We start from the raw sequence: 15,182 nt of genomic DNA, 5'->3' as shown, positions 1-15,182 counted from the left end.
TTTTACAACGTAGTAGTCCGCTCTGCAGGATTTATACTTCCATCAAGCGCTTTCTTTGGAATCAGCATCTGCGGCATCCGCATCCGAATTTTCCTCTTTTAAGAGTCGCACAGGAATATCTTTCTGGTAATCGTAAAGTTTGAGTTCCTGAATATTGGCCGGCAACCCGAAACCGTTGTGCAGAAGCGCCTCTTTCACTTGCTGCATTATTTTTCCTTTCAGCAGCACCACTCCTTTTTTATAGTCATCGGTTTCAGCCCAAAAGAAAACTTTGATATTGACGGTATTGGTTGCCAGCTCATCTACAGTAGCATAAGGCGGATCTTTGTGCAGGATGCCCTCTACACCCGTTGCCGTTTTTTCTATCAGGTTAATAGCGTCCTGTATGTTGTCGTTGTAGTCGATGCCTACTACAAAGTCCATCCGTATCAGGCCGTTTTTGGTCAGGTTAGTAACCGCAGAAGTCAGAATGTTGCCGTTCGGAATAAAAATATCACGGCTGTCGAATGTTCTGATGTGGGTTGTCCGCAGATCGAGGGCCATTACTTTGCCTGTGTGCTCGTTTACGGTGATGCTGTCATTTACCTCAAAAGGACGGTTAAACGCCAGGATAAGACCGGCCAGAAAGTTCTCGGCGATATCCTTGAAAGCGAACCCGATGACCACCGCCGACAAGCTGGCACTAGCCAGCACCCCTGCCGCTATGCCACCCAAGCCCAGCGTCTGCAGCACCAGCAGTACCCCTATTACCAGAATAGCCCACTTACAAACTGTAGCAATATATTGCCCCGTAATCCGGTCGTGTGCTTTGCTTATCAGGTGGACCTCCAGCAACGATTTTACTTTAGATGCCAGCCAAAGGGCAATAAAGAAAATCAGCGCAGCGGCCAGAATGTTTGGCAGCAGAAACAGGAACCTTCCCCAATAAGTATTTACTACTGCGGTCAGATCATCAAGGGTATTACTGAAATCAAAAGAAGTAGAATTCTGCATGACTGTAGATTGGTTGTTGGCAGGCGTTCGCGCCAGGTACTGGCAAGTGCCGGCTGTAGCTACTATTTTAATGGCCTGCTACCTGAAACGGATTACAAGTCATGCTGTTGCATGGCGCTGGGGAGTTGATTGGGTTTTGAGGTAAAGACACACGCAGAATCCATAACTGTCTTCTTCAGTTATAAAATCAACATAGGATTACGGGCGTACTGTTATATGGTGGTAAGGAAAAGCACCGGACCAAAGATGCTTCACATGTGTACTTATACCTAAAGTTTATACTTTGAAGACAGGAATTCTTAGGCTTCTGCGCTACTGATAAAGAGCGGCGGTACGTAAATCGAGCAGGGCAGCTTGCGGCGAAATGCGCTTAGCCCGCAGGAAACGGTTACGATTATACGCATCATAGTTGGATGCATCGGGGTTCATGCTGCTGACGCGCACACGGCCGGAAGAATGTATAAACTCCTGGTTTTCGCCAATCCACATACCTACATGCACTACGCGTTCGGGCTTACCGTCTTTTGCCGGCACCCCAAAGAAAAGCAAATCACCCGGGCGCATGTTTTCCCAACCGTTGGAAGTATCCACCAGTTCGCCGGCGTGTACCTGCTGCGATGCGTCGCGCGGCAGCACCAGCCCGTTCATAAAATAAACTGTTTTGGTAAAGCCGCTGCAGTCCACGCCTTTAAAGGAGGTGCCGCCCCACAGGTATGGTACGCCCATCAGGCGTTTGCTTGTCTGCACCAGGTTGTTCTCGGTCGGCTGGCGGCTGGCGGTCCATACTTTATAAGTTGTAGCTTCGCTGGCAGGTACATACGCGGTGCGTCCGTCCGGAAACGCTACTTCATAAAATCTACCCGCCTGATTCTTCAGCGCCAGCACATCGCCATACACCAAATCAGAAACTGTTGTACCTGCTGCATCAGGCCCCGCATACGCAAAGCCATACGGATGGGTATAGATTACTTTCTCGCTGTTCTGCCAGCCCGAAAAGTTGTTATCATCCATCAGGGCAATACCGCCGGCATCTACCCAGGCCAGGTATTTATCCGGGGTCTGCACCAGGTACCAGCCGTCATTTTCCTTCCACACCTGCACGGGCGTGCCCAGCGTAGCCTGCGAGGCCAGTTCTGCCGAATGTTCCGGCTTTGTACGTAAGTTAGCCACCGAAATCGTGATGATCGCCTGGTGTTTTCCTTGCAGGTCAGGCGCCGGCAACACCCCGATGCTGTCTACATAAGCAACATGCGCTGCCTGCAATTGATTGAGCAAAGCAGCCTTTGCTGCCGGCATATTTGTTTCGCCGGAGAGCACATTTCCTTGCGACTCAACCTGAAACAAAGCCGTACGCTTATCAGGTGCAAATTGCTTGCGGATGCCCTCAATATAAGAAGACAGCGTAGTGCCCGCAGAGGATGATTCTGTTACAGGTTTGCCGCTGGTGCAAGCCATCAGTAAACCCAGCAGAAGTATATAAAAGTTTTGTCGCATAAGGTACTAAGTCAATGTGCTCATTTGTTTATGTTCTAAGGGACTAAGTAAGCAGCCAAATCCCTAATCCCGATGTATACTTCATTAATGCTGTACAGCTGCTTATTGTTCAATTCAGATGATTTTAGTTGATTCCCTGTGGTTCCGCAGCGTCCGTTTCATAAATTATACTTCTTTATGGCGCCACCGCCTGCATCATAAGGGCACTGATGTAAGCAGCATATGTGCCGATGGCATACCCGAAGATGGCCAGCAGCACGCCAACCGGGGCCAGCGCCGGATGAAACGCCGCTGCCACAATGGGGGCAGATGCTGCCCCTCCCACATTGGCCTGGCTGCCCACCGCCAGAAAGAAAAAGGGCGCCTTGATGAGCCTGCCAACGATGATCAGCAGCAGCATATGCACACATATCCAGATAAAGCCTACCAGAAACAGGCCCGGATTGCTGAAAACAGCTGTTACATCCATCTGCATCCCAATGGTGGCGACCATGATATATAGAAACAGGCTGCCAATGCGCGAAGCCCCCGCCCCTTCCAACTGACGCGCCTGGGTAAAGGACAGCAGAATGCCAAAAGCAGTCGCCAGCACCACGAGCCAGAAAAAAGCGGATGTCAGGCTGAACTGTTCCAGGTATGGCGCGTAGGTACTGATCCAGGGAGCAATCAGGTCGGCGAAGAAGTGTGCCGCTCCCGTTACCCCCAGCCCGATGCCTACAATCAGCACGGTATCGGTTAAGGACGGAATCCGCATGATGCTGAGGCGGTACTTTTCCACTTTGTTTTTCAGGTCATTCACCGCCGTGTTGTCAGCTTTAAAATACCGGTCTATCCGCTCTGATTTGCCGGCGCCGTACAGCAGCACCGCCATCCAGATGTTAGCCACAATCACATCCACCGCTATCACGGCAGAAAAAAGGTTAGGGTCAGGCTGAAAAACCTCGTACATGGCCAGTTGGTTGGCGCCGCCACCAATCCAGCTCCCCGCAATAGTAGACAATCCCCGCCACACTGCCTCAGGTCCCTGCCCGCCTACTATGTCGGGTGCGAAAGACGATACGATCAGAATCGCCACCGGGCCGCCCAGCATAATGCCTATACTTCCGGTAATAAACATCAGGCCGGCTTTGTGGCGCAGTTTCCAGATTTCTTTCAGATCAAGGCTGATGGTGAACAGCACCAAACTGGCAGGTAACAGATATCGCGAAGCCATCTGGTACAGCCCCGAATATTCACCGGAGATAATGCCAAAGGAGTTCAGCAGGCTGGGAATAAGGTAACAAAGCAGCAGCGAAGGCACTACGGCATAAAACTTTCTGAAAAACGGCCGTTCACTTGCCGATGTCTTAAAAATGAGCGCTAAAATGATGACCAGTATGCCCAGCACAACGGCATCGTTGGTAATGTATGGTACTTGTGCTGCGGCTTGTTGCTCCATGTGTTGTTGTTATGTTGCTTTGATATTGTAAGGCTTTTAATATGATTCTAAAGATTAATTTAGAGTATCTGCCATTCCTTGTTCTTTATTTAGAAGCTATCTATTGGCTTTTCGCCTCGCCGGCTGGGCCTTACTTTTCTTCCTGATCGGGCAGGAGCCCTCGCTAAAAAGATGAACCACCCCGCCTGCGGCACCCCTCCTTGAAAAAAGGAGGGGAATACAAAAGGCTTTGGACCCTCCAAATCAATGCTCGAACAGTGAAGCTTCATAAAATGCACCTGGTAGTTACCTTCGTATGTAGATGAGTCTAATATCTTATGTCTTGATACTTGTGTCCTTTTCTTTAAACTGATTAATTAATGCTGCCAAGCGATTTAAATCTTCGGGTGTGTGCAGCGCGTTGAGTATAACGCGCGTGATGGGCGCATCAGCCGGTGTCGGGTACCGGAAGCTGGAAATAAAGACCCGGTGCTGCAGCAGGTATGGGCAAAGCGCTTCGCTGGAAGTATAAAATACCGGGTAATCCTCAAAAGAGCTGAACAGCTCCGGGCAAGCCAGCCGCTGCCGGAAGTATAAGATATTGGCAAGCAGCTTCTGCCGCGCTTCCTCGAATATACTTTTGCTGTGCAGGAAAGCGTACAGATAAGCCGGCACCGCCGGCGAGGCGCCCCCAAAGTATGGACTGCTCTTCAGCTGTTCAATAAACGGGCTGTCGGCAAGTATAAGGCCTGCCGGAATGCCGAATGCTTTGCCGAAGGAGCTTATCACCACCAGCCTCATCTTTCTTATACTTTGCAACTGCCGCAGTTGCCTGTAAACCCCTGCCCCATTATCACCCGTTACGCCAAACCCATGCGAGTCATCTACAATGAGCGTAATCTGCTTATTGTCCGGCAAAGCAGCCACCCAGTCGAACGTATACTTCTCTGCTTTCAGCGGGTCCAGCGAATTGCAGACAAGTATAAGGTGCTCATCAGGCAAACGCGGCGCCTCCTGCAGCAACTGGTTTACCCATTCTACATGCGTTCTACCATCATCCGGCGCATCGGCCATACTTCGCCACATGGCCGGGTGGGTGCCGGGCGCATACAGGAACCGTCCCTCATCTTTTAGTGCCTGCACCACCACCTGCCCCGCCAGGTAACCAGACGACATGGTGAGCGCTGCCGCTGCCCCGGTATAAGCTGCCAGGTAATTCTCGACTTCGTCAAATACCTGTAACTGTAAATTTGAATTGCGGGAACTGGAGTAATTGGTACCATAGCGCTGCATACCATCCAGCAGGCATTGCCGGAAAGCCTCGTTGCAGGAAATACCCAGGTAAGAGGTGCCGCTGCAAAACAGGTATTCCGCACCATTTATACTTAGCGTGCGGCCAGGCAGTTGGTCAGTGGTGATATGATCGGGACCATACATCAGGCGAGCAGTGTAACGCCGGTTCCATTTAAACCACTGTAGCTGACTCTGCCATAATCGATGGTAACGCCTTTGGCAATATCCTGGCGCAGCAGCAACGCACCGTCCATGTCTACATAATCCAGCAGCGGCAGCAGTTGCGCAATAGCCGAGATGCCTATACTTGATTCGGTCATGCAGCCAACCATCACTTTCATGCCCAGTTTTCTGGCTTCCGCAATCATGCGGCGGGCGGACGTAAGTCCGCCGCACTTTACCAGCTTAATATTTACGCCGTGAAAATGTCCGTGGCATTTGGCTACATCGGCTTCCGTAATGCAGCTTTCATCGGCTATAAGCGGCAACACTGAGTGCTGGTATACTTCCTTCATGCCCTCCAGATCGTCGGCACGCATAGGTTGCTCTATAAACTCCACGCCCAAAGGCTTCAGCTGCCGGGCATTCTCGATTGTTTCTTCCACACCCCAGGCACCGTTGGCATCTACCCGGAAGACGGCGATCGTGTGCTTGCGCAGTTCTTTTACAATGGCAACATCCTCTGGTGTTCCGAGCTTTATCTTGTAAATCGGCCATGGTCGCTCCTTCAGCTTTCTCACCATGTTGTCTATCGTATCGATGCCAATGGTATAGTCGGTAAGCGGCATTCTATCTGCGCTGAGTCCCCATAACTGGTACAGCGGTTGCCCCTTTATCCTGCCGGACAGGTCGTTGGCAGCCATATCGAGGGCGCAAAGTGCAAAAGGATTGTCTGCCAGGTGCGGCTGCATCGTGGCCCAGAATTCCTCAGGGCTGGTTAAGTCCGTTGCTTCAATCAGATTGCGGATGTTTTCCAGCGCCTCCGTCATGTTTTCAATCGTGAATCCATAATAGGGATTGCTGGTCGCTTCGCCATACCCTTTGTGCCCGTCCTGCTGCAACTCCACCACCAACGTTTCCTGCATGTCGCGCGAATCGTAGGAAATGGTAAACGTATGCCGCAGCGGCAGCTCAAAAGACCGGATGATTAGTTTCATTATAGTTATTATTTATCTGTTGAGATTTCCCGGATTAAACTTTATCTGAATCAGGGTTTAAGGTTCTTCGTCCTGATTCAGACGCTCCGCAGGAGCTACGCACGCTGCGAGGCCTCCGCTATACTTGCTTGCGACAGCAAATTCAAAAGCACAATCTCTAATATTTTTCGTGTACTTCCGTCATGATGCGCACCATTTCGTTCCGGATCTCGGAAGAAGACACCGGAAAGTTGTTGTTCATAAAGCTAAAGAGCAGCAGCTTGCCGCTTTTGGTGATAATGTAGCCGCTCTGGTTGTGCACATGCGCCAGCGTTCCCGATTTGCCAAACACATACGGCACCTCCGCTTTGTAAATATTGCGGAACGTACCCGGCTGGCCGCCGGCAGCCAGCAGCGGGAATAATTGCTCTCTTGGGCGCTCCTGCAGCAGCTTTTGCAGCAGCACAATAATATCCCGCGGTGTAAACATATTCATACTCGACAAACCTGATCCATCTACCCAAACCGGCTTATCGGGCAAATCTGAGAGGTAATGATTGAGCGAATATTTGATGCCGCGTGCTACCGAAACCGTATCGGAGATAGTGCCCGAACAAAGCGCCATCAGTTGCTCGGCCAGCAGATTATCGCTTACCTGCAGCATGCGTTTGTACACCGTATCGGCGGGTAAACTATAAAACGTCTGCGCTTCATCCGGAACAGGCCGCTTTACCCATACTACCGGACGATCCAGCGTATCGGCCAGCAGCTTCACGGTTATTTCAGGGGAGGTGATGAAAGGCACCTCCACCGAAAAAGCGGCTTTGGCATATTTCGGGTAAAAAGTAAATTCGTTCGTCCGCCAGGCACGCACAAACGAATCGCCCGCAGCATTACTGCCGGTATCGGTTTTCACCATTGCTTTAAATAGCGCAGGCGTGGTGGTATAAGCCGACAGGCTGTCTTTGCGGGTAAACTTCACGATGTTGCCATGTATGGGAAACACACTTCGCTCAGGCTGGTAATAATAGTTGTAATCGTCCCAGCCCCAGTTGGTAGCAAAAGGCGTGCTTTCAAAAGGCGCATCGAAGTAGTATAACTTTTCGGGCCGGCTTTTCAGGAAATCATACACCACAGAGTTCTTCACGTCCATGTGCGTAAAAATCGGGTCGCCGGTGCCCCAGAACAGCAGCGAGTCACCGTGCACCGCATACTTCAGCGCCGGTATGGAATCGCCCAGCATGTTGAGGCAGGTATAAAACGTAAACAGCTTGGTGTTAGAGGCCGGCACAAAATACTTATCGGCGTTGTGCGACACCACCATCTGGTTCATTTGTGGATCATAGAGCGCAAAACCAATAAAGTCGTGCATGCGCTTTTCTGATTCCTCAATCTCGTGCTCGATAGCTGCTGGCCCGTATGGCGCGGCAGCCGGTGTACTGGCGACAGGCGCCTGCTTTGTGGTGCTGCACGCCGCCAGCAACAGCAGATTCATACTTAGTAGCAAATACCGGAAGGTTCTCATGGATGATGTTGTATGTTTATGTTGCTCTGAAAGTATAAAGACAACTTTAGATTTATACTTTCAGAGCTATCTATTTAGCATATTGATATAGCTGCGTTGAAGAGACTCTTTTACTAATTTAAAGGTTTAAGTTTCATTTTTAGCTTTTCGCCTCGCCGGCGGGGCCCTACTTTTCTTCTTGATAAGAAAAAGAGAGGGCCCCTACCCCCGTAAGCAAAAGAATCAAGACCCTCCAAACTCGCTGAACGCTCGAACAGTGGAGTGTCGTAAAGTGCACCTGGCAAAGGTTCCTATTTCATAGAAAACAGATTAAAAGTATGCCCTAATCATTATTTTCTTGATATGAAAACTGCCGGCATGATTGCTCTTGGCTGAAGAATCTTGTGTCTTATATCTTCCTCACCTATTACAAATACTTCTTATACAGGTTAAACAGCACTTTTTTATCTTTTGCGGTTAAAGTATCGCTGAGATCGGTTTGTATAAAGTGCAGTTTAAAGGCCCTGATGGCAGCGCTTAAATCCCGGGTATCGTAGCCGATGATACGCAGGGCATCTTCGGGGTTGATGGGATCCGGGATACTTACCTGCACGCTTGCGCTGTCCACGATAACGTTTCCAAACACAACGAGGCTGTCGGGCGTTAAAAATGTACCCAGTGCAAGTGTGCTGTCAGGAAGCAGGGCAATGTTCAGGGCAATCGCACTGTCCGAAACCAGGACTGGGCTTTGTGTATAGCTGCTGTCAAGTATGGCTTCATCGTACCACAGGCCATAGCCGTTTTCGGCCAGTTTCTTCCACGGAAAGGTTGGGTTGGGATCTACTTTGCGGATTGGCGCAATATCAGAATGGCCGATAAAATTGGCGGTTGGTATACTATACTTCTTCTTCAGCATGGCTAATACATTCAGCAGGCTGTTAATCTGGGCATCAGAGAAAGGCTCAAAACCATTGTTGTCGAGCTCTATGCCGATAGATGAGGAATTCAAATCCGTGTTGTTGCCCCATTTGCCTACGCCGCCATGCCAGGCGCGCAGGTAATCGTTGAGCATGTGGTATACTTTGCCGTCGCGCCCGATTACATAATGTGCGCTTACCTGCGTTTCCGGTGTGGTAAAGGTCTTCAGGGTTTGTTCCGTGGAGTTCTGGGCGGTATGGTGGATGACTACATAGTTTGGCTTGCGCATGCTAAAGTTGGTGGTACCCACCCAGTAATCTCCTTGCTGGTATGCCTCATCCCCTGGCTTTACTTCAGGAACAGTTCTTAAAGAGCGGGCATAAGCTTTTGCCTGCTTTTTGTAAGATCGGTTTGTCACAGCATAAGGATTGGTGGCGCAGGAGGCAATTAAACCGCTCGCCAGCAACAGAAATAAAATCCAGCGTAAATTATGTTTCATATGGTTAAGCTATGTAGAAATAAGCGGACGCACAGTAGTTATAACACTGAAAAGTATAAAAGCAGCTCGCAACATGTATACTTAGGCACTAATGTTGTTTCAGGATCAGCGCTATACTTTCTTATCGTCTTACCAATATTGCCTTTATTTGCAGGAATTCAAAAAATCCCTGCAAATAAAAAGATAAGTAAGCCGAAATATTTTAACTTGCCGTATATCTGCTATTCTTAAAATGTTAGTTGTTTTGAAAAAATCATACGTCTTCCCGCTTGCCTTTCTTTTACTGATGATACTTTGCGTAAGCCAGTCGCAGGGCCAGTCCAGGCGCACCGGCGCCAAAGCGCAAAAGTCTGCTACGAAGGCTGCTCCGCCCCAGATTTTTAATCCGGCCACCGATCCGCCCTTCCTGAACGCTGATCCGCACTGGGTAGACTCTGTATTCAATACCCTGACGCCTGACGAGCGAATCGCGCAGCTCATCATGATTCCGGTTTACTCCAATAAAGATCAGGCGCACATCGACTCTATCAGCAACCTGATTAATACCTATAAGGTAGGTGGCCTCATCTTTTTCCAGGGCGGACCGGTGCGGCAGGCAAAGATGACCAACCGCTACCAGCGCGAAAGTAAGGTGCCGCTGATGATTTCCATTGATGGCGAATGGGGACTGGGCATGCGCCTGGATAGCACCGTGCGCTTTCCGTACCAGATGACGATGGGCGGCATCGAAGACGAGCAGCTTATCTATGAAATGGGCGCCGAGATTGCCCGCCAGTGCAAGCGCATGGGCATTAATATAAACTTTGCACCCGATATCGACATTAACAACAACGCCAACAACCCCGTTATCGGCTTTCGCTCTTTCGGCGAAGACAAGTATAATGTAACCAAAAAATCGCTGGCCTATATGAAAGGCATGCAGGACCATCATGTGCTGGCAAGCGCCAAACACTTTCCGGGCCACGGCGACACCAATGTAGACTCGCACCTGGGCCTGCCGCTTATCGATTTCTCCCGCATCCGCCTCGATTCTACGGAGCTCTACCCTTTCCGTGAGCTGATAGCGCATGGGCTGGGCAGCGTGATGGTGGCGCACATGAACATCCCGGTGCTGGACAATACACCAAATCTGGCCTCTACACTCTCCAAGCCCATTGTTACTGATTTGCTCAAGGGTGAACTTGGTTTCAAAGGCCTTGTGTTTACCGATGCGCTGAACATGCAGGGCGTAGCCAAATTTTATCCGCCGGGCGTTGTGGATGTGAAGGCTCTGCTGGCCGGAAACGACGTGTTGCTGAATACGATGGACGTAAAAACCACGATACAGGAGGTTAAAAAAGCCATTCAGAACAAAGAAATCACCCAGCAAGAGATAGATGCCCGCTGCCGTAAGGTGCTGGCTGCCAAGCAGTGGATGGGCCTGGATGAATGGGAACCCATCGAAACAGAACACCTGATTGATGACCTGAACAACCCGCATGCCGAGTACCTGAACCGCCAGCTGGTAGAAGCATCACTAACATTGCTGCGAAACGAGAATAACATACTGCCTATCCGCACGCTGGACACGCTGAAAATAGCAGCGCTGGCCATCGGCACGACGGAAGAAACCGCCTTTCAGCGCGGACTGGCCAGGTATACCAAAGTCGACACATTTTTTCTGCCGCCCAGCAGCTCTATTGCCGATCTGCAGCGCCTGAAAGAGCAACTGGAAGATTATAATCTGATAATTGCCGGTGTGCACAAGCTGCAGTTGAAAGCGGGCAGCGGCGCCTTCGGCATCACCTCAGAAATGAACCTGTTTCTGAAAGACCTTATCCGCTCCAAGCCGACCATTGTGGCCGATTTCGGAAACGTGTACAGCCTGGCCAAGTTTGAAGGCATCGAAAAAGCTGACGCCGTAATAGCGGCTTACCAGGAAAATTACCTGACACAGGATCTGGCAGCTCAGCTGATTTTCGGCGGTATCGGCGCGAAAGGGAAGCTGCCGGTAACAGTAAACAATGCCTTTGCTATCGGTGATGGTTTGCAAACGCAGGGCGGCCTTCGGTTTGCTTATACCGTGCCGGAAGAAGTGGGACTGAAAACGCAGGATCTGGCAGGTATTGATTCGCTGGTAGCAGAGGCGATACAGGAGAAAGCCACGCCGGGTGCGCAGGTGCTGGTGGCAAAAGACGGCAAGGTGATTTACTACAAGTCGTTTGGCTATCATACTTACGACAAGCAAGTGCCGGTACAGAACACCGACCTCTACGATATGGCTTCTGTTACCAAAATCAGCACCTCGCTGGCTGCTTTTATGAAGCTGAAAGGCGAAGGCCGCTTTGACGTAGACCAGACACTGGGCCATTATTTACCGATGATGGAAGGCTCCAACAAGGAGAACCTGAAGTACCGCGACATCCTGACGCACCAGGCGCGCCTTAAGTCGTGGATATCCTTCTGGCAGGAAACCAAGAAGAAGAACGGCAAGTTCAAGAAAGATATTTACAGGACTGACTCTTCTGCAAGCTTTCCTTATAAAGTAGCCGATAATTTATACATCAACCGCAACTACGCTAAAAAAATCTACAAGCAAATCAAGGAGTCGCCGCTCAACGAAAAGCCCGGCTACGTATACAGCGACCTCTCCTTTATACTTGCTCCACTGGTAGTGCAAAATATCACCGGCGTAGATTTCCAGACGTACCTGAAAGAGAACATTTACAAGCCGATTGGCGCCAGCACGCTCACGTTTAATCCTTACAAGCACTATCCTTTGTCGCGCATTGTGCCGACCGAAGTCGATACGCTTTTCCGGATGCAACTGCTGCACGGCACCGTGCACGATGAGGGTGCAGCCATGCTGGGCGGCATCAGCGGCCACGCCGGTTTGTTTGGCGATGCTAACGATTTGGCCAAGCTGATGCAGTTATACCTGAACGATGGTATTTATGGCGGCAAGCGCATTATTGCAGACAGTACAGTAAGCGAATTCAGCAAATGCCAGTTCTGCGACCAAGGTAACTACCGCGCGCTCGGCTTCGACCGTCCGGCCAAACCCGGCGCCGAAAACAGCAATTCCGCCCCAAGTGCACCTGCCGAGAGCTTCGGCCACTCCGGATTTACGGGCACCTATACCTGGATCGATCCGGTAAACAACCTCGTGTACGTGTTCCTGTCTAATCGCGTAAATCCGACCCGCGAAAACAACAAGCTTAGCAAACTGAACACCCGCACCCAGGTATTGGAAGTGGTATACGATGCCATGAAAAAGGCAGAAGCAAGAAAAAGCGCCATATCTATGGAGCAATAACTGAAGCCAATCAGAAGCATACTTTAAAGCAAAGGCCCGCTCCATGTATGTGGAGCGGGCCTTTGTTGTATATAGCCTACATTCATCCTACTCCTACCGCAAGCTTTCAGCTTGTGGTAGAAATGAGGCAAGCTTTCAGCTTGCGTAGCTTTATTCTTACGTTATCAACGCAAGCTGAAAGCTTGCCCCATGAAAAGCTCCAAGTTGTAAACTTGAAGCAGAATAAACTCTTCTCCAGGTCTGAAGACTTGCCTTAAGTATAACCACGAGTATGCCATGTTCACACTACAATCATCCGAAGATTATACTTACTTCTTCATCAGCTTACGCTTAAAAAAATCAGCTACAGCCTTGTTCACGGTGATGGCGTTGCTATACTTCATCCAGTGGTGCGTGTCGTCCACAATCACCAGTGTTTCGTAGGGCACGCCTTTATCTTCCAGGCGGTTTACCAGATCTATACTGTTGCTGAATGATACATTACGGTCATCGTCTCCGTGTATCAGCAAAACAGGCGAGGTCCAGGTAGCTACGGAAGACGCCGGAGAAGAGGCCCACATCACCTTTGCTGCCTGATCGGCATCGGGTGCGCGCTCAAAGCGATCCGGCGAAACAAGGCTGCGGATGCGCCCCTCGGTGCGGTCGCTCATGCCATGAATGTCTACACCGGCTGCAAAAAGTTTAGAGTCTCTGCCTAAAGCCAAGCCCGTTAAATAGCCGCCATACGAACCGCCATACACGCCGATGCGTGCTGCATCAACCTGCGGCTGTTCAGCCAGCCATTTGGCAGCTGCTTTTATATCCTGGTATTCGGCAGCGCCAGCCATTCCTGCCTTCTCCGGATTATGAAAATCATACCCATACCCGATGCCGAGCCTGTAATTTACCGACAGTACCACAAAGCCAAGGCTGGCGAGATACTGGTTCATGGCATAAGCGTTGGCATAATAATCGGAGTAGTTCCAGCCCAGCAGCATCTGGCGCGACGGGCCGCCATGTACATACACAATAGCTGGCTTTTTGGCCGGGCCTCCCTTTGTTTCAAATAACTGCGCATGTATGGTCAGCCCATCTGGTGCTTTGTAGATGACCTGTTTGGGTGTAACGAGCTTGTTCTGCGGAAAGGCGGCAGGGACCAGATCTGCGGCAAGTACCTGGAGCTTTGCCTGCATTTTAAACGGCATGATGGCCGGCAGCAGTGGCCGCTGCGCGGTAGCGCTCAGCATGGCCAGTGTCGCTCCATCGCCGGTCAGTACCGGAAAAGCTTCTATGCCGCTGCCGGGCGTGAGCACTTCCATACTTGCTTTGTCTACGGGTACGCGTGCCACATGCCTGCGGTCGATGTCCAGCTTATCGGGGCCGGTATTGGCGCTGAATACGAGCCATTTTCTATCGGGGCTCAGGCGGATGTGCTCGGCCATAAACGCGCCCGGCGTCAGCAGCAAAGGAGCGCCGCCTGCGGCAGGAATGCTGTAAAGGTGCGGCCAGCCATCCTGGTGCGACATAAAAACAATACGATCTCCGGCAGCCCAATGTAAATTAAACCCACCCTGCGTGTTCGGCACGGAGCCGGCCAGCGTGGCCGGCGCTTTCCATAGTTGTGTGGCTTTGCCGGTTGCCGCATCTGCCACCCAGATGGCCCAGGGTTTATGATGATTCTCTAAGTATGATTTTGGCGCGCCGCCTGTTCCCTGCGTCCGGACAAACACAATTTCAGAGCCATCCGGCGACCAGCGGGGCGAAACATCTTTATGAAACGAAGGCGCCAGCCAGGTGATGGGTGTTTTTTCGTCTGTAAAAACGCCGATAAAGGCATGTTCCCCCCGATCGGCCACAAAAGCAAGCCGCGATCCGTCTGGCGACCACTCCAATGCACGCACTTCGCCACGTACCCTGAAGAGATTTCTGGCGGGTGCCGAACCGTCCAGCGGCGCCAGCCATACCTGTCCACCTTTCATAAACGCGACATCTCTGCTGTTGGGCGAAGGCACCGGGTTATCTCCTTCTGCTATGGCAACGGGCTCACCTCCGGCAAATGGTATACGCCATATCTGTGTGCGTGAAACGAGGGGTGCAAAAGATGGATTTACAGCATCGCTTTCATTCCAGATAGAACCATGATCGCCGCCCCGCACATACACTGCCCACTGCCCATCCGGCGAAAGCGACAGGCCGGAGATTTCCTGGCCGTCGTCCTGGGTATAGTTGGTAAGCCTGCGCGGCAAAAAGGCAGGTCCTTCAGCTACATAAATGTTGCGTTGGCCCTGTTCATCAAAAACCCAGGCAATGCGAGCTCCGTGTGCAGCGGCAATGAGCCCGCTGGGGAAAGGGTAACTTTTAACGGCTTCGAGCGTGAAGCCCTGCGCTTGAGACGGCATAGTTCGGAAAGTAAGCATGCAATATACGAGCAGGATATAAGTAATATTCTTTTTCATAAGCATGTCTAAACGATGTTTGCTTTCTGGTGTAATCTAAAGTTGAAAATATAAAATGTATTAAGCTTAAGGTAACACTATTTGCGTTTTTGTTCCTATATTAGATTAAAATTTTCAACTTCATGCATACAGCATCACTTAAGCCGCTATCGGGCTGCATGTTGTTGCAGTATCTGCCTGTTGCCCGGAATGCCAGGC

General features: G+C 50.7%; 9 protein-coding genes. 1 reads left to right on the top strand and 8 read right to left on the bottom strand.

From position 1 onward, the window contains the following. Positions 1–42: 42 nt before the first annotated feature. The 7 genes from I2I11_RS01585 to I2I11_RS01555 all read right to left on the bottom strand — a co-directional run bounded on the left by I2I11_RS01585 (position 43) and on the right by I2I11_RS01555 (position 9,254). Entirely contained in the window at positions 43–993 is a 951-nt protein-coding gene (locus I2I11_RS01585) for a mechanosensitive ion channel family protein (protein ID WP_196265907.1), read from the bottom strand. A gap of 312 nt (positions 994–1,305) precedes the next feature. Further along, positions 1,306–2,487: a C40 family peptidase gene (locus I2I11_RS01580; protein ID WP_196265906.1), complete on the bottom strand. Its 1,182-nt coding sequence runs from the start codon at positions 2,485–2,487 to the stop codon at positions 1,306–1,308. Positions 2,488–2,662: 175 nt separating this feature from the next. Continuing rightward, positions 2,663–3,925 carry a DUF819 family protein gene (locus I2I11_RS01575; protein WP_196265905.1) on the bottom strand — a complete coding sequence of 421 codons (1,263 nt, stop codon included), beginning with the start codon at positions 3,923–3,925 and terminating at the stop codon, positions 2,663–2,665. Positions 3,926–4,240: 315 nt separating this feature from the next. Then, positions 4,241–5,341 carry an aminotransferase class I/II-fold pyridoxal phosphate-dependent enzyme gene (locus I2I11_RS01570; RefSeq protein ID WP_196265904.1) on the bottom strand — a complete coding sequence of 367 codons (1,101 nt, stop codon included), beginning with the start codon at positions 5,339–5,341 and terminating at the stop codon, positions 4,241–4,243. Next, positions 5,341–6,354, bottom strand: coding sequence for a dipeptide epimerase (locus I2I11_RS01565; protein ID WP_196265903.1), 1,014 nt, complete (start codon positions 6,352–6,354; stop codon positions 5,341–5,343). The genes I2I11_RS01570 and I2I11_RS01565 overlap by 1 nt, the downstream gene beginning before the upstream one ends. 157 nt (positions 6,355–6,511) lie before the next feature. Next, the gene (locus I2I11_RS01560; RefSeq protein WP_196265902.1) at positions 6,512–7,858 is read right to left on the bottom strand and encodes a D-alanyl-D-alanine carboxypeptidase; all 1,347 of its coding nucleotides are present in this window, start codon (positions 7,856–7,858) and stop codon (positions 6,512–6,514) included. Between the two features lie 406 nt (positions 7,859–8,264). Further along, positions 8,265–9,254: an N-acetylmuramoyl-L-alanine amidase gene (locus I2I11_RS01555; RefSeq protein ID WP_196265901.1), complete on the bottom strand. Its 990-nt coding sequence runs from the start codon at positions 9,252–9,254 to the stop codon at positions 8,265–8,267. Between the two features lie 244 nt (positions 9,255–9,498). Between I2I11_RS01555 and I2I11_RS01550 the strand changes: the two genes are divergently transcribed. Further along, positions 9,499–12,549 (top strand): serine hydrolase domain-containing protein, encoded by a 3,051-nt coding sequence (locus I2I11_RS01550; RefSeq protein ID WP_370582900.1) that lies wholly within the window; start codon positions 9,499–9,501, stop codon positions 12,547–12,549. 308 nt (positions 12,550–12,857) lie between these two features. Here I2I11_RS01550 and I2I11_RS01545 read toward each other — a convergent pair whose 3' ends face one another. Then, positions 12,858–14,984, bottom strand: a complete 2,127-nt coding sequence (locus tag I2I11_RS01545) for a S9 family peptidase (protein ID WP_230679824.1) — start codon at positions 14,982–14,984, stop codon at positions 12,858–12,860. Between the last annotated feature and the right edge of the window lie 198 nt (positions 14,985–15,182).

This window comes from Pontibacter rufus (genome assembly GCF_015694705.1).
GTDB lineage: Bacteria > Bacteroidota > Bacteroidia > Cytophagales > Hymenobacteraceae > Pontibacter > Pontibacter rufus.
This window is presented reverse-complemented; position numbering and strand designations above follow the sequence as displayed.